At 66.5% G+C, this 18,299-nt stretch carries 18 protein-coding genes and 1 pseudogene; 9 read left to right on the top strand and 10 right to left on the bottom strand.

Annotated elements, in window-relative coordinates:
- The first annotated feature begins 246 nt into the window (after window positions 1-246).
- The 3 genes and pseudogenes from AC1MH0_RS17845 to AC1MH0_RS17835 all read left to right on the top strand — a co-directional run bounded on the left by AC1MH0_RS17845 (window position 247) and on the right by AC1MH0_RS17835 (window position 4,847).
- On the top strand, window positions 247-2,169 hold the full coding sequence (locus AC1MH0_RS17845; protein WP_480963858.1) for a S9 family peptidase: 1,923 nt from the start codon (window positions 247-249) through the stop codon (window positions 2,167-2,169).
- A gap of 38 nt (window positions 2,170-2,207) precedes the next feature.
- Window positions 2,208-3,188, top strand: coding sequence for an MBL fold metallo-hydrolase (locus tag AC1MH0_RS17840; RefSeq protein WP_480963857.1), 981 nt, complete (start codon window positions 2,208-2,210; stop codon window positions 3,186-3,188).
- Between the two features lie 78 nt (window positions 3,189-3,266).
- Window positions 3,267-4,847, top strand: a pseudogene (locus tag AC1MH0_RS17835) (L,D-transpeptidase family protein).
- Here the strand turns inward: AC1MH0_RS17835 and AC1MH0_RS17830 are convergent.
- The gene (locus tag AC1MH0_RS17830; RefSeq protein ID WP_480963856.1) at window positions 4,844-6,178 is read right to left on the bottom strand and encodes a chloride channel protein; all 1,335 of its coding nucleotides are present in this window, start codon (window positions 6,176-6,178) and stop codon (window positions 4,844-4,846) included. The pseudogene AC1MH0_RS17835 and the gene AC1MH0_RS17830 sit on opposite strands and share 4 nt — an antisense overlap.
- Before the next feature lie 157 nt (window positions 6,179-6,335).
- On the opposite strand from AC1MH0_RS17830, the gene AC1MH0_RS17825 reads away from it, so the two are divergent.
- Window positions 6,336-7,499: an endo-1,4-beta-xylanase gene (locus AC1MH0_RS17825; protein WP_480963855.1), complete on the top strand. Its 1,164-nt coding sequence runs from the start codon at window positions 6,336-6,338 to the stop codon at window positions 7,497-7,499.
- Between the two features lie 27 nt (window positions 7,500-7,526).
- Here AC1MH0_RS17825 and proC read toward each other — a convergent pair whose 3' ends face one another.
- From proC to AC1MH0_RS17800, 5 genes are all read right to left on the bottom strand, one after another.
- The gene (gene proC / locus AC1MH0_RS17820) at window positions 7,527-8,330 is read right to left on the bottom strand and encodes a pyrroline-5-carboxylate reductase (protein WP_480963854.1); all 804 of its coding nucleotides are present in this window, start codon (window positions 8,328-8,330) and stop codon (window positions 7,527-7,529) included.
- Complete coding sequence (locus AC1MH0_RS17815; protein WP_165895101.1) at window positions 8,327-8,833, bottom strand: type III secretion system chaperone family protein; 507 nt, start codon at window positions 8,831-8,833, stop codon at window positions 8,327-8,329. Before AC1MH0_RS17815 ends, proC begins: the two co-directional genes overlap by 4 nt.
- Before the next feature lie 97 nt (window positions 8,834-8,930).
- Window positions 8,931-9,218, bottom strand: a complete 288-nt coding sequence (locus AC1MH0_RS17810) for an accessory factor UbiK family protein (RefSeq protein ID WP_480963853.1) — start codon at window positions 9,216-9,218, stop codon at window positions 8,931-8,933.
- A gap of 51 nt (window positions 9,219-9,269) precedes the next feature.
- Window positions 9,270-9,788: a TspO/MBR family protein gene (locus AC1MH0_RS17805; protein ID WP_192974637.1), complete on the bottom strand. Its 519-nt coding sequence runs from the start codon at window positions 9,786-9,788 to the stop codon at window positions 9,270-9,272.
- A gap of 220 nt (window positions 9,789-10,008) precedes the next feature.
- Window positions 10,009-10,806: a TlyA family RNA methyltransferase gene (locus tag AC1MH0_RS17800; RefSeq protein WP_480963852.1), complete on the bottom strand. Its 798-nt coding sequence runs from the start codon at window positions 10,804-10,806 to the stop codon at window positions 10,009-10,011.
- 185 nt (window positions 10,807-10,991) lie between these two features.
- On the opposite strand from AC1MH0_RS17800, the gene AC1MH0_RS17795 reads away from it, so the two are divergent.
- Window positions 10,992-11,663, top strand: a complete 672-nt coding sequence (locus AC1MH0_RS17795; RefSeq protein WP_480963851.1) for an RBBP9/YdeN family alpha/beta hydrolase — start codon at window positions 10,992-10,994, stop codon at window positions 11,661-11,663.
- A gap of 142 nt (window positions 11,664-11,805) precedes the next feature.
- Here AC1MH0_RS17795 and AC1MH0_RS17790 read toward each other — a convergent pair whose 3' ends face one another.
- Together AC1MH0_RS17790 and dxs are read right to left on the bottom strand one after the other, a co-directional pair.
- Complete coding sequence (locus AC1MH0_RS17790; protein WP_480963850.1) at window positions 11,806-11,973, bottom strand: hypothetical protein; 168 nt, start codon at window positions 11,971-11,973, stop codon at window positions 11,806-11,808.
- The gene (gene dxs, locus AC1MH0_RS17785) at window positions 11,970-13,892 is read right to left on the bottom strand and encodes a 1-deoxy-D-xylulose-5-phosphate synthase (RefSeq protein WP_480963849.1); all 1,923 of its coding nucleotides are present in this window, start codon (window positions 13,890-13,892) and stop codon (window positions 11,970-11,972) included. Before dxs ends, AC1MH0_RS17790 begins: the two co-directional genes overlap by 4 nt.
- A gap of 92 nt (window positions 13,893-13,984) precedes the next feature.
- Between dxs and AC1MH0_RS17780 the strand changes: the two genes are divergently transcribed.
- Window positions 13,985-14,515, top strand: a complete 531-nt coding sequence (locus AC1MH0_RS17780; protein WP_480963848.1) for a GNAT family N-acetyltransferase — start codon at window positions 13,985-13,987, stop codon at window positions 14,513-14,515.
- 147 nt (window positions 14,516-14,662) lie between these two features.
- On the opposite strand, the gene AC1MH0_RS17775 is transcribed toward AC1MH0_RS17780, so the two are convergent.
- Together AC1MH0_RS17775 and AC1MH0_RS17770 are read right to left on the bottom strand one after the other, a co-directional pair.
- The gene (locus AC1MH0_RS17775; RefSeq protein ID WP_107961831.1) at window positions 14,663-15,130 is read right to left on the bottom strand and encodes a Fur family transcriptional regulator; all 468 of its coding nucleotides are present in this window, start codon (window positions 15,128-15,130) and stop codon (window positions 14,663-14,665) included.
- Window positions 15,131-15,171: 41 nt separating this feature from the next.
- Complete coding sequence (locus AC1MH0_RS17770) at window positions 15,172-15,555, bottom strand: MerC domain-containing protein (RefSeq protein WP_056047781.1); 384 nt, start codon at window positions 15,553-15,555, stop codon at window positions 15,172-15,174.
- A gap of 274 nt (window positions 15,556-15,829) precedes the next feature.
- Between AC1MH0_RS17770 and AC1MH0_RS17765 the strand changes: the two genes are divergently transcribed.
- From AC1MH0_RS17765 to rpsI, 3 genes are all read left to right on the top strand, one after another.
- On the top strand, window positions 15,830-16,882 hold the full coding sequence (locus tag AC1MH0_RS17765; protein ID WP_480963847.1) for a COX15/CtaA family protein: 1,053 nt from the start codon (window positions 15,830-15,832) through the stop codon (window positions 16,880-16,882).
- Window positions 16,883-17,006: 124 nt separating this feature from the next.
- Window positions 17,007-17,486: a 50S ribosomal protein L13 gene (gene rplM / locus AC1MH0_RS17760; RefSeq protein ID WP_082441436.1), complete on the top strand. Its 480-nt coding sequence runs from the start codon at window positions 17,007-17,009 to the stop codon at window positions 17,484-17,486.
- Window positions 17,486-18,043, top strand: a complete 558-nt coding sequence (rpsI, locus tag AC1MH0_RS17755) for a 30S ribosomal protein S9 (RefSeq protein ID WP_480963846.1) — start codon at window positions 17,486-17,488, stop codon at window positions 18,041-18,043. Before rplM ends, rpsI begins: the two co-directional genes overlap by 1 nt.
- The last annotated feature ends 256 nt before the right edge of the window (window positions 18,044-18,299 follow it).

Here is an 18,299-nt window from a genome sequence, read left to right as displayed (position 1 = left end):
AGGCGCCCCCTTAGGGGAAGCACCTTTGCGAGTGCAAGCGGTATCTGTCTAAGCGGCAACAAACGGCGGAACGCGGCGACAACGCACCCGAACTGTCCCGGATTATCCCCGAAAGATGTTCGCCAGACGTTCCGCTACTTCCCGCGCCGCAGCGCGCGGTCTTCGGACGGCCTGGCGACGACACCCGCTTGCCGCGGATCCGTCACGCGCTAAGCAGGGGCAACCGCTGTCCTGCCGGAGCCCCCGATGCGCCTTACCGTCACCGCCGCCCTTCTCCTCGCGACCGCCGCGCCTGCGTCGGCGCAGGTCCCCCACCAATATGGCGGGCTCGCGCTGTCCCCCGCCGGTGATCGCACCGCGACCGTCGAGAGCAGCGGTGCGCACGGTGTCGTAACGCTCCGCAGCGTCGCCGACGGTCGCGTGCTGCGGACGATCGATCCGTGCGCGACGTGCAGCTATGCGGGGCTGACCTTCGCGCCCAATGGCGACCTGGTATTTCTGGTCCGCGACACCGTGGCGGGCAACGTCCGGCTGACCTATGCCGACGCCAAGGCGACGCGCACCGTCGCGACCATCGCCGGCATCGCACAGACGCCGCGCGTGTCGCCCGACGGCAAGCGGATCGCGCTGCTGGTGACGCTCGGCGCCGCCAAGGAATCGGGCGCGACGCAGGCCGGTGTCCGGATGATTGGCGAGATCGGCGAGAAGAGCGACGAGCAACGCCTCGCGGTGTTCGACATCGCCAAGGCCACGACGACGGTGACGCCGCTCTCGCCGGCGGGGCGCTACGTCTATGAATATGACTGGACGCCCGATGGCCGCGGGTTCGTCGCGACCACCGCGCTCGGCAATGGCGACAACAACTGGTGGGTGGCGACGCTCGACGCGATCGACGCGCAGACCGGCGCGGTCCGCTCGATTGCCAAGCCGACGACGCAGATCAACCAGCCGCGCGTGTCCCCCGATGGTCGCACCGTCGCCTATGTCGGCGGCCTGATGAGCGATTTCGGATCGATCGGCGGCGACGTCTTCACGGTCGGACTGGAGGGCGGCACCCCGCGCAACGTCACCGCCGGCGCCAAGTCGACGGTGACGACGATCGCCTGGACCCGCGGTGGCCTGCGCACGGTGACGCTGGCCGGCGACCAGATGCAGTTCGGCACGCTCACCCCCGGCCAGCCGGTCGTGTCGGGGTTTGCCAAGCCGGCAAGCTCGAGCGCAGGCGATGGCCGCGCCGTTTTCTCCGCCGACGGACGGATCGCCGCCGCCGTGGTCCAGGATTACGAGCACGCACCGGCGATCTACGCAGGTCCGCTCAACCCCCAGGGACAGGGCGTGAAGCAGATCACGCACGACAATGACGCGATGCCCGCGCTTGCCGCAGCGCGTAGCATCAGCTGGAAGAACGAGGGCTTCGACGTCCAGGGCTGGCTGCTCGCGCCCCGCCCCACCTCGGGCACCGCGCCGGCCGGCAAGGCCCCGATGATTACGATCGTCCACGGCGGCCCATCGGCGGCCTCGACGCCCGGCTATCTTTATCCGACCTCGCTCAACGCCGCTTTGGTCAAGGCGGGCTATTACGTCTTCCTGCCCAATCCGCGCGGCAGCTACGGCCAGGGCGAGGCATTCACCGCCGCGAACAAGCGTGACTTCGGCGGTGGCGACTTGCGCGACGTGCTGGCCGGCGTCGATGCGGTCGAGCGCGTCGCCCCGGTCGACGACAAGCGCCTCGGCCTCGGCGGGTGCAGCTATGGCGGGTTCATGGCGATGTGGGCCAACACGCAGACCAACCGTTTCAAGGGCATCGTCGCCGGCGCCGGCCTGTCGAACTGGGTCAGCTATTACGGCACCAACGGCATCGACCAGTGGCTGCTGCCGTTCTTCGGCAAGTCGATGTACGACGACATGAAGGCGTATGAGGACGTCTCAGCGATCTATCACGCGAAGACCGCGCGGACGCCGACCTTTATCTATGTCGGCGAGCGCGATATCGAGGTGCCGCCGACCCAGTCGATCGAATGGTGGCACGCGCTGAAGGATCGCAACGTCCCCGTCAGCCTGGTGATCTATCCCGACGCCGGCCACTGCGTGACGGGCCCCGAACAGTCCGCGGACGTCCGCCAGCGGTCGATCGCGTGGTTCGACAAATACGTGAAGAACGCGAAGTAGCGTCTGGGCGGCCGAGGGGCTTCGGGCTAGGCAGGCGCATGCCGCAGAACCGTTATTACCAGGGCCCCCCGTCCGACCATTTCGATGGTCTCCGGTTCTTCAATCCGGGTCAGGCGCCGACCGACCGCGGCCTGAAAGACGTGCTGCGGTGGAAGCTGGCGCCCGGTGTCGCGAAATGGCCGCGCTCGGTGCCGGTCACGCCGGCCAAGCCTGACGCGCGCGTCGACGGCATCCGCATCACGATGATCGGGCACGCGTCGCTGCTGATCCAGGTGGCCGGGCTCAACATCCTGACCGACCCGATCTGGTCGGAGCGCGCGAGTCCCGTCTCGTTCGCCGGGCCAAAGCGAGTCGCGGCGCCCGGTATCGCCTTCGACGACCTGCCGCCGATCGACGTCGTCCTCATCAGCCACTGCCATTACGATCATTTCGACGTCGCCACTTTGCGCAGGCTCCAGGTGGCGCATACGCCCCTGTTCGCCCTCCCGCTCGGCAACGATACGATCCTGCACGCCGCGGTGCCCGACGCCCGATGCGTCGTCGGCGACTGGTGGGACCGCCTGCCGATCGGCGACGGCATTACCACTACGATCGCGCCCGCCTATCACTGGGCGAACCGCTGGCCGAGCGACGTCCGGATGGCTTTATGGGCCGGACACTGGCTCGACACACCCGCCGGTGCGATCTGGTTCGCGGGCGATACAGCGTACGGCAATGGCGCGATCTTCGGCCAGATCCGCGAGCGTCTTGGCGCGCCCGACGTCGCACTGATCCCGATCGGCGCCTACGCCCCGCGCTGGTTCATGGCCGGGCAGCATGTCGATCCAGCCGAGGCGGTGCGGATCTTCGGCGAGGTCGATGCGAAACAGGCGCTCGGCATCCATTGGGGCACGTTCCAGCTGACCGACGAAGCACGGGACGCGCCGCAAATCGCGCTGGGCGAGGCGCTGGACGCAGCGACGATACCCCGCGAGAGGTTTGTCGCGGCACCACCCGGCGGCGTTTTCGATTTCGGCTGATCGACGGGAGCCGAACCCAGGAACCGAGAAATTCGCCGCTGATGTGAGCCCATCGAACGGTCCAAACGTTATCCACCGATGACAGTACGAACTTTACGGATGCAGCTCGCTCTGGGTTGCATGCCGGTCCTGGCTCTGGCGCTCGGTGGATTTGCCCCGGCGCCCAAGCCCATCGCCCCAACAAAGGCCATCGCGGAAGGCCAGCCCCGCACCGCGTCGAAGTCGGCACCAAAGGCAGTTGGCAAGGCCACTCCGACCAAGGCCGCTTGGACCGCGGCAAACATAGCGGCCTTCGATCAAATCCTTGCCGACCGTGCGCGCCACGGCCTCGATCGGGTCGAGTTCCTTCCCGCACCCGCCGACGGCGCTCCGCCCGTCGACGATGCCGCGCGAACCAAGGCCGCACTCAATTATGCCGGCGCGCTCGCACAGGGCCGCGTCGACCCCGCCTCGCTGCATCAGGTCTACACGCTGCCCCGCCCCAAGGTCGATCTCGCCACCGGGCTGTCGCGCGCGCTGGCCAGGGGCGATCTCGTCGCCTGGTTCGACGGTCTCCCACCGCAGGATGCCGAGTATAAGCAACTGTCCGACGCGTATCTCGCGTTCAGCGCCAAGGCGTCGACCGCAACGCCCGTGCAGGCGATACCCTCCGGCGTCATCCGCGTCGGCAACCGCGACGCGCGCGTCGCCACAATCGTCGAGCAGCTCGCGGAAAGCGGATATCTTCCCTCGTCGACCGGCCCGCTCGCCGTAGCGCCCGTACCGACGCCATTTTCGCCGACGGCGACCACGCCGACGACCGCGGCACCAATGATCTACACGCAGGCAATGGCCGAGGCGCTGAAAGGGCTCCAGACCGACTACGGCATCGCCGCAGACGGCGTGGTCGGACCCGAGACGTTGAAGGTACTGAACCTTGGTGCGGGCGATCGTGCGCGCGCGCTCGCGGTCGGGCTCGAACGGCGGCGGTGGCTGGCACGAACGCCGCCGCCCACGCGGATCGACGTCAACACCGCCGCCGCACAACTTCGCTACTACCGCGACGGCACGATGATCGATCAGCGCAAGGTGATCGTCGGCGAACCCGGCCGCGAGACGCCGGCGCTGTCGTCACCGATCTATCGTCTGGTTGCCAATCCTACCTGGACCGTGCCCAAATCGATCTAGAACGGCGAGATGGCCAATGTCGGCGAGGAGTATCTGACCGCGCACAACATGGTCGTCCGCGATGGCTGGATCGTCCAGCAGCCGGGGCCGAGCAACGCGCTGGGCATGGTCAAGTTCGACATGGCGAACGATCAGGCGATCTATCTTCACGACACCTCCGCGCCGGGCTTGTTCGATCGCAGCCAGCGTCATCTGAGCCATGGTTGCGTCCGCGTCGAAGATGCGTTGGGGTTCGCACGCATACTCGCAGAGGATGAAGGCGTCGGCGAGGCGTGGCAGACGGCGCAGGATTCGGGCGAGACGAGCTTCGTCCCCCTGCCCCGCCGCATTCCGGTCCGGCTGCTTTACCACAACGTCTATGTCGACGATGCCGGCAAGGTCGCGTTTCGGACCGATCCTTACGGCTGGAACGATCCGATCGCGGAGCAACTCGGCTTCGCCAAGGCATCCGCCAAACGCGCCGAGGCGCAGGCGATCGATATCGGGCCTTAAGGGGCTTTCGACGTTCCGGGCATCGCGAACGTCTTCGACAACCCGTGGTACAGCTTCTCGCGGCAGACCCATTGGCTGGCCGCATCGGCGATGAACGCGGTCGCGAACATCGGCAGCATCAGCCCGCGACTGGCGGTCGTCTCCGACAGGATGATGACCGCGGTCAGCGGTGCGCGGACGACACCCGCGAAATACGCGACCATCCCCAGGATCACGATCGCGCTCGCGGGTTCGCCGGGAAACACTTCGCGGAGCAGATTGCCGACGCCAGCACCGACCGCAAGCGACGGCGCGAAGATCCCGCCCGGCAACCCCGCGATCGCGGTCGCGGCGGTTGCCACGAACTTCGCGGGTCCGAACCACAAGGGTGCATCGACACCGACGATCATCGCGCGCGCCGCGGAATAGCCCGTTCCCCAGGTCAGGCCGGTGAACACGCCCAGCACCGCGACGACCGCACCGCACGCCCCAGCGAACTTGACCGGGTTGGCGCGGGTCCAGGCCGTCATGCGGTTGCGGCTCTGCGCCATCGCCAGCAGCGTGCGGGAAAACAGACCGCCCGCCATCCCGCCGGCGATCCCGGCAACCGGTGCTACCAGCAGCGCCGATAGCAACGGCATATGCGCGCCGATCGCGCCGAAATAGATGTAGTCGCCCTGCACCGACTGCGCGACCATCCCGGCGATGACGATCGCCGCGAGGACCAGCAGCGTCACGCGCTGCTCGTACGCCGACGCCAGTTCCTCGATCGCGAACAACAGCCCGGCGAGCGGTGTGTTGAACGCGGCTGCGACACCCGCCGCGCCACCGGCGATCAGCACGCCGCCCCGCAACGGTACGCGGACGAGCCGGTGCGTCGCGCCCATCACCGCCGCGGCAAGCTGCACCGTCGGCCCCTCGCGCCCGACCGACGCGCCACCCAGCACCGCGCCGATCGTCAGCACGGCCTTGGCGGCGACGGTGCGCGGCGAGATCAGCGTCCGCGTCGCCTCGTTCGGATCGGCCTGTGCCGCGATCACCTGCGGAATACCCGATCCCCGCGCGAACGGCGCGTACCGCCGGGTCAGCCAGACCAGCGCCATGAACGTCAGCGGCGTCGTCAACAGCGGCAGCCAGTGCCAGCTCTGCGCGTACCCGGCGAACACCCCCGCCGCCCAGTCCGCTGCTTCGGCGAACAGCGTCGCGACCACCCCGATCAGGATCGCGCCCGTAAGAATCGCCGCACGAGTGCGGAACTGCACGGACCGTGGCCCCCGTGCACGCAGCAACGCACGGTACCGCGACGGCGTCCAGCGTTTCGCCGGCATAAGATGATCGAAGAGCCCAGGCATGATGTCGATCTAGTTCATGCCGCCCGCCACGTCACCCGCCTGCGTCACCCGCCTACGGCCTGGCGGCGCGCAGGCCTTGGCGGCCCGGTAAGCGATTGACATCGTCCCGATATCTAACAACGATAGCGCTATCACAAAAATATAATGAGGATGCTTCGTGGACATTACACGACGGGACGGACTGGGCATGCTGGCGGGGCTCGCGGCTGCCGGCGCTACGGCGAATGCGCAGGCGCGATCGATCCTGCGCCCGACGGGGGCCGACGGGAGCCTGCAATCGCTAGCAGCAGCCAAGGGCATGCGCCTCGGCTCCTGTTTCGCGTGGAGCGAACCCGGCGCGGACCGCGGCTCGTTCGCCAACCCGGCCTATGCGAGACTTATGAAGCGCGACTGCGGGCTGCTGGTGCCTGAGAACGAGATGAAGTGGCAGGCGCTCCGCCCCAGCGCCACGACCTTCGACTTCACGCGGTTCGACGCGATGATGGCCTGGGCCGATGCCAACGCGCTGCCCGTCCGCGGCCACAACCTCCTGTGGCACCAGCCGAAATGGATGCCGAAATGGGAAGAGACCCACGATTTCGGCGCGACGCCTGCGCGTGCGGCGGAACAGTTGCTCGTCCGGCACATCACCACGGTATGCCAGCGCTACGGTACGCGTATCCGCAGCTACGACGTCGTCAACGAGGCGGTCACCCCCGCCGACGGCACGCTGTACACGACCGCCCTGTCCCGCGCACTCGGCAGCCCCGAGGCGACGCTCGACCTCGCCTTCCACACGGCGCGCACCGCAGCCCCGCACGCCCAACTCGTCTATAACGACTATATGAGCTGGGAGCCGGGCAACGCACAGCACCGCGCCGGCGTCCTCAAGCTGCTGGAGGGGTTCAAGGCGCGCGGCGTTCCGGTCGACGCGCTCGGCGTCCAGTCGCACCTCGTCACGCAAGGCACCGACACCCGCGCTACGATCGCCGCGCTGGAAGGCGATTGGCGTCGTTTCATCGATGCCGTCACCGCGATGGGCTATGCCATCGTCATCACCGAACTCGACGTCCGCGACAACAATCTTCCCGCCGACGTCGCCGCACGCGATCAGGGAGTGGCCGACTTCACGCGCGGCTATCTAGACCTGATGTTCGCCTACCCGGCGCTGAAGGACGTGCTGTTGTGGGGCATGACCGACCGCTACAGCTGGATCGAGGGTTTCGAGCCGCGCAAGGACAAGGCTCGCCGCCGCCCCTGCCCATACGACGCAGCGTTCGTCGCCAAGCCGATGCACGCCGCAATCGCCGCGGCCTTCACCGGGGCTGCACCGCGCAGCTAGCCATTCCCACGGCATTCGACGCCGCCTCTAGCGCGCCGCAGCGGCCATTTCGGCGTTACGGCGTTCGGAAGCGGCAAGCGTTGCAGTAAGTAGCGCGACTAGGGCGTCGTCGCGGTCGAGTACGTTCAGACCCTCGCGAGTCGATCCGCCGGGGCTGGCGACGCGATCGGCGAGTACGTCCGGAGATACGTCCGCCTCAGCCGCCATGATCGCCGACCCTTCCAGCGTCGCGATCGCCAAACGCGCCGCCTGGTCTACCGGCAGCCCGAGCGCTGCCCCCGCCCTGGCGAGCGCATCGACAAATCGGAACACGAACCCGGGGCCGGATCCGGCAAGCGCGGTCACCGCATCGAAATGCGCTTCGTCGGCGATCCATTCGTAATGACCGAGCGGCGCTGCGAACGCTTCCGCCGCCGCGGTCGCCTCTTCCGACGCCCCAGCGGTGTAAAGCGACGTCACGCCCTTGCCGATCGCCACCGGAAGGTTGGGCATCGCGCGGACGATCGTGTCAGCCGCGAGCCGCTGGGAGAGTGCCGCGTGGTCGACACCGGCGAGGATCGACAGGAGCAGCTGCGGCTTGCCTTGCATGGGTGCCAGCAAAGCCTGCGCCGCATCGATCTGCTGCGGCTTCAGCGCGAGCATCATCGTCGCGGGCGCCTCTTCGTCGGGGAGCGCAGTCAGCGAACGGACACCTTCGGGTGCCCCCTGCCCGCTCCGCGTGATCACCGTAACAGTCGCCGGATCGAGCCCCGCGGCGATCCAGCGCCGCAGCATCGCGCCGCCCATGTTGCCGCAACCGATCAGCCACAGCGGACCTGCCGGAAAGCTCATGCCTCGCCGTGCGTTTCGATCAGTGCCGCGGCGATCGCTTCCTTGGGGCTCTTTCCGCCCCACAGCACGAACTGGAACACCGGATAGAAGCGCTCACACTCCTCGATCGCCGATTCGACCAGCAGTTCCGCCGCGTCGAGCGACATCGTCCCGTCGTCTCCGCCGTCCACCATCGCCGCGTGCCGGAACAGCAGGATGCCGCTCGACGACCAGAGTTCGAAATGTCCGATCCAGAGCTGCTCGTTGACCAGCCCGATCGTCTCGTAGACGGCCTGACGCCGCTCGTCGGGCACCTTGATGTCGGGAAAAGCGAGGAATTGCAGGACGCTATCGTCTTCGCGCCACAGCGCGCGCAGTTCGTAGGTCGCCCAGCTTCCCTTGACGGTCGCGACGATCTCGTCGTCGTGGCGCTCATGCTCCCAGCCATGCGCAGCGTAATAGCTCTCGAGCATGTCGATCGGGGCGGCGTCTTCGTGGTCGTGGTCGGCGTGTTCAAGCATCATAGGGTCCTGGCGGTCCTTATCGCACGACAAAGGGTGCCGAGGCAAAAACGCCCCGACAACCCCATCGGCCCCAATTCTGCGGAAAACTGTGGAAAAGTCAGTCGACCGACGCCCCGAGCGGTGCATTTACCGTCGATTGTGCTGCGAACTTGGCTTCAAGCGCGTCGAGCCGAGACTTCAACGCGTCGTTCTCGTCGCGTGCGGCCGATGCCATCGCCTTGACCGCGTCGAACTCTTCACGGCTGACGAAGTCGAGCCCGCCGAGCCATTCGCGCGCGCGTTCCCGCGCACCGGAACCGGCTTCGCGACCGACGCCCGCAAGCGTACCGGCAGCACCGTTCAAGACCTTGACGATATCGTCGAACACGCGGTTTTCGGACTGCATTGCTTCAAAATCCCAAAGACTGTCGCAGTGACTGTTACAGTGACTGCTGCGTCACAGCATTTGGGACGTATGCGGCGCGGGTGCAAGGGTTTCGGCATCGGGGTTCAACTGCCCGATGCTGAACGCGAGCACGCCGGCAAAGCTGATCCACACCATGTACGGCACCATCAGCCACGCCGCGGCGGGGCGGATGCGCGCGAATACGAAGGTCGCGGCGATCGACAGCGCCAGCATCGCGACGATCACCAGTACCGACAGCCCGATCCTGTGCGCGCCGAAGAACATCGGCGTCCAGGCGAGGTTGAGCAGGAACTGGCCGACGAACAACGCAACGGCCAGCCCGCGCAACCGAGCGCCGCGTGCATTGAGGATCATCGCGAGCGCCAGCCCGATCAGGATGTAGAGCGTTGTCCAGACGACCGGGAAGACCCAGCCCGGCGGGTTCAGCGCGGGCTTGGCGAGCGCCATGTACCAGGCATTCTCGCTGCCGACGCTGACCGATCGGCCGGACAGAAAGCCCAGCAACAGGATCAGGGGCACGGTCACGACCGCCCAGCGGAGGAACGACATCCTCAACTGGCCCTTCGAAGCGATACCGCCCACACAAATCCTTCCGCCTCTACGCGCGCTCGTCCTGGCGCGCATTTTGCGATCGGTAAACCGAGTTTGACGGGTAATCGTTCCGCTAGTGGTTCATTCCGGTACGCTACTTCCCCACGCCGTCCTCCTGACGAACGTCAGGATCCAGGATACCGAGCGAACCCCGGGTGGCTCTGGATCCTGACTTTCGTCAGGATGACGGAGGTGATTGGGTGTCGCTTGGCGCTTCCTGTAGCAGCGGTTCAGAAGCCCGCCGCCCATGCAAAGCCGCAATCAGGAACTCCACATTACCCTCAGGCCCCGTGATCGGGCTCTCGACCACGCCGACCACGCTCCATCCCTGCCCCGTCAACCACGCCGCGACCTCGTCGCAGACGCGCTGGTGGATCGCGGTATCGCGGACGACCCCGCCTTTCCCCACTTCGCCGCGCCCCGCCTCGAACTGCGGCTTCACCAGCGCCATCAGCCGCGCGTCCGGTTTGGCAAACGACATCGGCCGCTCCAGCACCTTCGCCAAACCGATAAAGCTCGCATCGCAGACGATCAGGTCGATAGGCTCCGGGATATGCCCAGGCGTGAGGATCCGCGCGCTGGTCTGCTCGTGAACGATGACGCGGTCATCCTGCCGGAGCGACCAGGCAAGCTGGTTGGTGCCGCTATCGACCGCGTAGACCTTCACCGCGCCGTTCTTCAGCATGACGTCGGTAAAGCCGCCGGTCGACGAGCCCACGTCGATCGCGACCGCGCCGGTCACGTCCCAACCGAAATGCGCAAGGCCGTGTGCCAGCTTGATCCCACCGCGCGAAACCCAGGGATGATCGCGGCCACGTACGTCGAGTTGCACGTCGTCCGTGAGCGTCTGTCCCGGCTTGTCGACCTTCTTCGTCCCCGCGAACACGAGGCCCGCCATGATCAGCGCCTGCGCGCGCGTCCGCGACTCGACGAGGCCTCTGTCGACCAGCATCTGGTCCGCGCGTATCTTCACCATGGCGTGCGTATCGCCGTCCGATCCGATTGCCGCAAGCTGCCTTCCTTTCGCCGCAATGCCATTGCCTACTGATCGAGTAGGATTATCTTGAGCGCATGGGATCGTGACCGGATGGCGTGCCCTAGAGCGTCCTTCGGCCACGCTCCCGACCTCGAAGAACGAGGTTTTGGAGAAGGAGAAGCGCTGTGGGTAGTTTCGCACCGTATGATTCCGTCCAGCCGACGATCCTGACTGTGCCCGGCCTTGGTGGATCGGGTCCTTCGCACTGGCAGACGTTATGGGAAGAGGCGCGGCCCGACACGGTGCGCGTCGAACTCGGCATGTGGAACACGCCGCACCGCAACGCCTGGGTGACGCGACTCGACGAGGCGATCCGCCGCGCCGACGCGCCGGTGATCCTGGCCGCGCACAGTCTTGGCTGCCTCGCGGTGGCGTGGTGGGCCGAACTCAGCCCGCAACCTTATGGTTGGCCGGTCGCCGGCGCGCTGTTGGTGGCCCCCGCGGACGTCGATCGCGGCGGTGCCCAAGCCGAGCTGAAAGGCTTCTCGCCCACCCCGCGCACACCGCTGCCGTTCCCGTCGATCGTGGTGGCGAGCAGCGACGACCCCTGGGTCACGCCCGAGCGCGCGCACAGCATGGCGGCGGACTGGGGCAGCCACTTCGTCGACGCCGGCCCGCAGGGGCATCTGAACGCCGCGAGCGGGATCGGCTGGTGGCGCGAGGGACAGGACCTCCTCGAACGCGTCATCGCGGCAAGCGGCGATGGCCGAGGGCAGGCTCTGCCGCCAAGTAAAGCGCGGTCGATCCTTGCGGTGAGCGCTACAGACGCCGCACAGACACATTACTTGGGCGGGTAACCGTACGCGTTTAAAGATGCACCACCCCGGCGAAGGCCGGGGCCCAGTTGGGGGACGTCGCTAACGGAGCGCTACCCTCGATTACTGAGGCCTCACCAACTGGGCCCCGGCCTTCGCCGGGGTGGCGTGTGGGGCTGGCGGTTCACGAAATCCGCGTACCGTTCTCATCGAACAGTTCCGGATTAGCCGCCTGCTCGGCCTTCGCCGCAGCCAGCCCACCCCGCATCCGCCGCCACATCGCGATATTCAACGACACCATCACGATCACCGCCAGCGCAATGATCACGAGGCCCTTGGTCGGCCCGGTCATGCGCGCGCTTCGGCAACCCCGCCCGAATTGTGGCGGAGCGCCTTAAGCACGGTATCCACCAGCGCGGTCGCGTCGAGCCCGGCTTCGGCATACTGCACCTCGGGCTTGTCCTGATCCTGATACACGTCGGGCAGACGCAACGTACGCAGCTTGAGCCCGCCGTCGATCAGCCCTTCGTCAGACGCCATCGTCAGCACGTGCGCACCAAAGCCACCAACCGAGTTCTCCTCGATCGTCACCGCGACTTCGTGCGTGGTGAGCAGCTTGCGGATCAGGTCGACGTCGAGCGGTTTGGCGAAACGGAGATCGGCGACCGTGGTGCTCAGCCCCTTGGCCTCGAGAACCTCGGCGGCCTTGAGCGCTTCCTCGAGACGCGTGCCGAGCGACAGGATCGCGATCTTCTTGCCCTCCCGCACGACACGCCCCTTGCCGATCTCCAGCAGCTGCGGGATCTCGGGCAGCGCGACGCCGGTACCGCTGCCGCGCGGATAGCGTACCGCGATCGGGCCGGTGTCGTACTGCGCCGCGGTATGCGTCATGTGGACGAGCTCCGCCTCGTCCGCCGCCGCCATCACGACGAAATTCGGCAGCGTCGCGAGGTAGGTGACGTCGAACGATCCGGCGTGAGTCGCACCGTCCGCGCCGACGAGTCCCGCGCGGTCGATCGCGAAACGGACCGGCAGGTTCTGGATCGCCACGTCATGCACGACCTGATCGTACGCACGCTGAAGGAACGTCGAGTAGATCGCACAGAACGGGCGCATGCCTTGCGCAGCGAGCCCGGCGGCAAACGTGACGCCGTGCTGTTCGGCGATACCGACGTCGAAGAACCGGTCGGGATACGCCTTGGCGAACGCGTCGAGCCCGGTGCCCGACGGCATTGCCGCGGTGATCGCGCAGATCCGCGGGTCGTTGGCGGCCTCGGCGACGAGCTGCGCGCCGAACACGTTCTGGTATTGCGGCGGGCCTGGGGGCGCCTTGGTCTGCACGCCCGAGATCACGTCGAACTTCTGGACGCCGTGATACTTGTCCGCGGCAGCCTCGGCGGGGCCGTAGCCCTTGCCCTTCTTGGTGACGACGTGGACGAGGATCGGGCCTTCCTCGGCATCGCGGACATTCTCGAGCACCGGGATCAGGTGTTCGAGATTATGACCGTCGATCGGGCCGACATAATAGAAACCGAGTTCCTCGAACAACGTGCCGCCCATCGTCATGCCGCGCGCGAACTCGTCGGTCTTGCGCATCCCGCTCGCGATCGGCCGTGGCAGCCGCTTGGCGAGCTTCCGGGCAAGATCGCGGAAGCCAAGGAACTCGCGACTCGATACGATACGGCTCAGATACGCGGACAGCCCGCCGACCGGCGGCGCGATCGACATGTCGTTGTCGTTGAGGATCACCACCAGCCGGTTGCCCGCCTGCGCGGCGTTGTTCATCGCCTCGTACGCCATCCCCGCGGACATCGCGCCGTCGCCGATCACAGCGATGCCCTTGCCGGGGGTGCCTGCAATCTTGTTGGCGATCGCAAAGCCCAGCGCTGCCGAGATCGAGGTCGAGGAATGCGCCGCGCCGAACGGATCGTATTCGCTTTCGCTCCGCTTGGTGAAGCCGCTGAGTCCGCCACCCTGACGCAGCGTGCGAATCCGGTCACGGCGTCCGGTGAGGATCTTGTGCGGATAACACTGGTGGCCGACGTCCCAGACGAGGCGATCACGCGGGGTATCGAAGACATAGTGGATCGCGGTGGTCAGCTCGACCACGCCAAGGCCCGAGCCGAGATGTCCGCCGGTGGTGCCGACCGCGGAAATCGTCTCGGTACGCAGTTCGTCGGCGAGTTGGCGGAGCTGGTCCGGGCGCAGCTTGCGGAGGTCGTCGGGCGTCGAAACGGTGTCGAGCAGCGGTGTCGAGGGAAGGTCGGCCATCGGACGGGCTTAATGCAGCGCGCGTATCGTGTCGATTGTTACCGTGTCATGGCGTAGCATTCGCACTGGAATCGCTCGGGAAGTGCACAAATATGAACTTTACGCACCGTGTTGCCGGTGAGGCGGATATCCCGGCGATCGCCGCGCTGATGGCCCGCGCGATCGGCGCGTTGCAGGGGGACTTCCTCACACCGGCGCAGGTCGAGGCGAGCCGCGCGGTGATGGGGCTCGATACGCAACTGATCGCGGACGGGACGTATTTGTTGGTCGAGGCCGAGGGTCGGCTGGCCGGATGTGGCGGGTGGAGTCGGCGGGCGACGCTCTATGGCGGCGATCACAGCACGGCGTTGCGCGATGCGGCGCTACTCGACCCGGCGCGCGACGCCGCGCGGATCCGCGCGATGTATACCGACCCGGATTTTACGCGGCGGGGTGTCGGGCGGCTGGTGTTGTCGGTTTGCAAGGCCGCAGCGCTAGAGGCCGGGTTTGCGCGTGCGGAAATGATGGCGACGCTGGCCGGAGAGCCGTTGTACCGGGCTTGCGGGTATCTTCCGATCGAGCGGATCGAGACTCCGGGCGACGTGCCTGTGCCGATGATCCGGATGGGGAAGTATCTGGGGTAGAACTTGATCCTCCCCCGCCAGGGGGAGGTGGCACCGAAGGTGACGGAGGGGGAGGACACGCGGACCAGAGGTTGCCCTTTCCTTCCCCTCCGTCTGGCAAGTGCCAGCCACCTCCCCCTGGCGGGGGAGGATTGCGCGATGGCGAGGCTACTTCGCCTCGCAGTCCGCACATCGCCCGCGGACTTCGATTACCGGGCGAACCGGCGAGAAGCCCGCCGCCTCCGCCGCGTTTCGCACACCCTTGGTGATCGTGTCGTTATCGAGATGCGTGGTCTGGCCGCACGAGTCGCAGACCAGGAAGATGCAGTCGTGCAGGCAATCGGGATGCGCGTTGGCGACATAGGCGTTCGCGCTCTCGACTCGCCGCGCGAGGTTCGCGCCAACGAAAAGGTCGAGGATGCGGTACACGCTGTTCGCCGCGACTCGGCGACCTTCGGCTTTCGAGACGGCCTCGGCGATATCGTAGGCCGATGCCGGCTTCTCGAAGCTGGCGAGCGCAGCGAACACACTGGCGCGCATCGTCGTCCATTGCTCGCCAGCCTTTTCGAGCGTCGTCTGTGCTGCGACGGTGAGATCGGCGCCCTGCGGTTCGGTGTGGTTGTGAGCGTGCGCCATGCTGGGTGAAGTAGGATGCCGGAACAGTTCCAGCAACCCGCTCAGCTTTCCGCGCGACGGTTGAGATCGTGGCCGAATGCGAGCAGGCCGACACCAACGATCGTCCACAACGTCTCGCCGCCGCCGCTGTCGTGCGGCAACGTCATCGCGCCCGCCATGATGCCGAGCCCAAGCGCGCCCATCGCGGCGGGCATCATATAGCCGTGGTTGAGCACGCCGCGGCCGAGCGCGAGCGCGCCGAGACCGATCGCGATCGTAAGGCCGACCTCGTGGAAGATCGGGTCGAGCAGGAAACCGCCCGCGGTCGACATCAGCGCGACCAGCACGGAGGTCGCCAGGCAATGCACCATGCACAGGCCCGACAGCCCGATCGCATAGCGATCGAGACCGGCGAAGCGGTGGGTATGCGTGGCCGAGGGCGTCATCGTTCGACGGATATAGACGTCTCGTTGACAGGATACAACATTACATTGTTAATTTTGGCGGCAAGTTAGACCAGATTTTGAAGGGTTCACTCCCTCTCCCTTGTTCTCCCGCGAAGGCGGGAGCCCAGACTGGGCTCCCGCCTTCGCGGGAGAACAAGGAAGTAGCGTGCGACGGTAGCGAGTCCGGCTTCTACCCAACCGCCCCCAGCAACATGAAGCAACGGCGCACCACGAACCGATGGCGCCCCGCCGCGCAAACCACTATCTCCTCACCATGCTTCAACCCAGCGCCGCCTTCCTCAGCAAAGCCCGTCCTCGTTCCGTCGCCCTGTGGCTGTTCACGGTCGCCGGCCTGATCGTCGCGATGGTCGTTATCGGCGGGATCACGCGGCTGACCGAGTCGGGGCTGTCGATCACGCAGTGGAAGCCGATCAGCGGGATCATCCCGCCGCTCAATGACGCGCAGTGGCAGGCCGAGTTCGACGCCTACAAGCGGATCCCCGAATACGCCGCGTTCAACGCCGACATGACGGTCGGCGGGTTCAAGGCGATCTTCTTCTGGGAATACCTCCACCGGCTATGGGGCCGCGCGATCGGGCTCGTGTTCGCGGTGCCGCTGATCTGGTTCGCGGTGCGCAAGCGGATCCCGGTCGGCTATGGCTGGCGCTTGTCGGCATTGTTGGCGCTCGGCGCGTTTCAGGGGGCGATCGGCTGGTGGATGGTCGCCTCGGGCCTGTCGGTTCGAACCGACGTCAGCCATATCCGACTCGCCGTCCACCTGCTGACCGCGCTGACGATCCTTGCCGGGATCGTCTGGACCGCACTCGACCTGATGGCGCTGCACGGCAATCCGCTTGCCGCCCCCGCCCGTCTCGCTCCGGTCGCGATCCTCGCGCTGGCGCTGCTGTTCGTCCAGCTCGTCTATGGCGCCTTCACCGCCGGTCTCGATGCCGGCTATGCCTTCGCGAGCTGGCCACTGATGGGCGACGGGCTGTTCCCGGTTGACGTGCCGATGGTAAACCCCGCCTGGAGCAACGCCGTCGACAATCCAATCGTCGTCCAGTTCATCCACCGCTGGTTCGCGTTCGCCGCCGCCGCCGGGCTCATCTGGCTGGCGATCAAGGCGACCAAGACCGGCAGCGGCGCGGGGTTTTTCGTCGTCGGGCTCGTCACGCTCCAGATCATGCTCGGCATCGCCACGCTGATGACCGGCGTGCAGATCGACGTCGCGGTCGCGCATCAGGGCAACGCCGCGCTCCTCCTGATCGCCGCGATGTTCGCCGCCCATGCCGTCGGCAGCGCACCCCGCTTCAAGCAGCGGGTATAATAATACCCGTCAGGAAACCGGCGGAAAGCTTGACTTGAAGCCCCCCTTTCAGCATTAGGCCGGCATTCGCGCTGCGGGGCCTCCCCTTGGTGCGCTTGCATTCAATCTGGAAGGTCTAACGCCCATGAAGGCGCTCATGAAGACCACCAAGTCGGCGAAGCCGGCAGAGGTGGACAAGCAGTGGCATATCGTCGACGCGGAAGGTCTCGTCGTCGGTCGTGCCGCATCGATCATCGCCAACGTCCTGCGCGGCAAGCACAAGGTGTCGTTCACCCCGCATGTCGATTGCGGTGACAACGTCGTCGTGATCAATGCCGACAAGATCCGCTTCACCGGCAACAAGGCCGCGAAGAAGATCTATTACAAGCACACCGGTTACGCCGGCGGCATCAAGGGCATCACTGCCGCCAAGGTCCTCGATGGCCGCTTCCCGGAGCGCGTTCTCGAAAAGGCTGTCGAGCGCATGATCCCGCGCGGCCCGCTGGGTCGTGAGCAGATGCGCAACCTGCGTATCTTCAAGGGCACCGAGCATCCGCACGAGGCACAGAACCCTGCCGTGCTCGACATCGGCAGCATGAACCGCAAGAACAAGGTGGGCGCATAATGTCCGACAACCGCCAGTCGCTCGCCGATCTCGCGAGCCTGACCAACCAGCCCGCGCCGGCTGCCCCCGCCGAGCAGGCTCTGCCGACCAGCGAAGGCGATATCGCAGCGCCGGTCTCGAACGAGCCCGTCCGCGAGCCGATGCCGCTGCGCGAGCAGATCATTGACAAGCAGGGCCGCGCCTACGCGACCGGCCGTCGCAAGGACGCCGTCGCGCGCGTCTGGGTCAAGCCCGGCACCGGCAAGATCACGATCAACGGTCGTGACCAGGAAGTGTATTTCGCACGTCCGACGCTGCGCCTCGTCATCAACCAGGTGTTCGGGATCACCGAGCGCGAAGGTCAGTACGACGTCGTCTGCACCGTCAAGGGCGGTGGCCTTTCGGGCCAGGCCGGCGCGGTCAAGCACGGCATCAGCCAGGCCCTGACCCGCTTCGAGCCGGTGCTGCGCGCATCGGTGAAGGCAGCAGGCTTCCTGACCCGCGACAGCCGCGTCGTCGAGCGCAAGAAGTACGGCAAGGCGAAGGCCCGTCGTAGCTTCCAGTTCTCGAAGCGCTAATCTCGCTTTCAGTATTGCGTATCAGAAGGGCGGTCCGGCAACGGGCCGCCCTTTCTGGTTTTGGAGTACAGCGTGATGACGCTAGGGTGAGAGCTGCAGCGTAGCCCAAACCCCAACGATCTCCCCTCCCTGAAAGGGAGGGGTCGGGGGTGGGTCGGCCAGCTTCAGCCCCAACGGTCGGACATGCGGAAGCCGACCCACCCCCTGCCCCTCCCTTCCAGGGAGGGGAGCCTGTTGGATTTAGCCGCAGCGTCGA

Source organism: Sphingomonas sp. AP28 (genome assembly GCF_056680455.1).
This window is presented reverse-complemented; position numbering and strand designations above follow the sequence as displayed.

What these genes read in the sequence shown, in the direction of transcription:
- proC (WP_480963854.1), bottom strand. Translation starts at nt 8,330, where the DNA reads ATGAGCTTTCCGGCAGGTCCGCTGTGGCTGATCGGTTGCGGCAACATG.
- AC1MH0_RS17780 (WP_480963848.1), top strand. Translation starts at nt 13,985, where the DNA reads ATGAACTTTACGCACCGTGTTGCCGGTGAGGCGGATATCCCGGCGATC.
- rpsI (WP_480963846.1), top strand. Translation starts at nt 17,486, where the DNA reads ATGTCCGACAACCGCCAGTCGCTCGCCGATCTCGCGAGCCTGACCAAC.
- AC1MH0_RS17775 (WP_107961831.1), bottom strand. Translation starts at nt 15,130, where the DNA reads ATGGCGCACGCTCACAACCACACCGAACCGCAGGGCGCCGATCTCACC.
- AC1MH0_RS17840 (WP_480963857.1), top strand. Translation starts at nt 2,208, where the DNA reads ATGCCGCAGAACCGTTATTACCAGGGCCCCCCGTCCGACCATTTCGAT.
- AC1MH0_RS17800 (WP_480963852.1), bottom strand. Translation starts at nt 10,806, where the DNA reads ATGGTGAAGATACGCGCGGACCAGATGCTGGTCGACAGAGGCCTCGTC.
- dxs (WP_480963849.1), bottom strand. Translation starts at nt 13,892, where the DNA reads ATGGCCGACCTTCCCTCGACACCGCTGCTCGACACCGTTTCGACGCCC.
- AC1MH0_RS17810 (WP_480963853.1), bottom strand. Translation starts at nt 9,218, where the DNA reads ATGCAGTCCGAAAACCGCGTGTTCGACGATATCGTCAAGGTCTTGAAC.
- AC1MH0_RS17805 (WP_192974637.1), bottom strand. Translation starts at nt 9,788, where the DNA reads ATGTCGTTCCTCCGCTGGGCGGTCGTGACCGTGCCCCTGATCCTGTTG.
- AC1MH0_RS17770 (WP_056047781.1), bottom strand. Translation starts at nt 15,555, where the DNA reads ATGACGCCCTCGGCCACGCATACCCACCGCTTCGCCGGTCTCGATCGC.
- AC1MH0_RS17765 (WP_480963847.1), top strand. Translation starts at nt 15,830, where the DNA reads ATGCTTCAACCCAGCGCCGCCTTCCTCAGCAAAGCCCGTCCTCGTTCC.
- AC1MH0_RS17815 (WP_165895101.1), bottom strand. Translation starts at nt 8,833, where the DNA reads ATGATGCTTGAACACGCCGACCACGACCACGAAGACGCCGCCCCGATC.
- AC1MH0_RS17830 (WP_480963856.1), bottom strand. Translation starts at nt 6,178, where the DNA reads ATGCCTGGGCTCTTCGATCATCTTATGCCGGCGAAACGCTGGACGCCG.
- rplM (WP_082441436.1), top strand. Translation starts at nt 17,007, where the DNA reads ATGAAGGCGCTCATGAAGACCACCAAGTCGGCGAAGCCGGCAGAGGTG.
- AC1MH0_RS17845 (WP_480963858.1), top strand. Translation starts at nt 247, where the DNA reads ATGCGCCTTACCGTCACCGCCGCCCTTCTCCTCGCGACCGCCGCGCCT.
- AC1MH0_RS17790 (WP_480963850.1), bottom strand. Translation starts at nt 11,973, where the DNA reads ATGACCGGGCCGACCAAGGGCCTCGTGATCATTGCGCTGGCGGTGATC.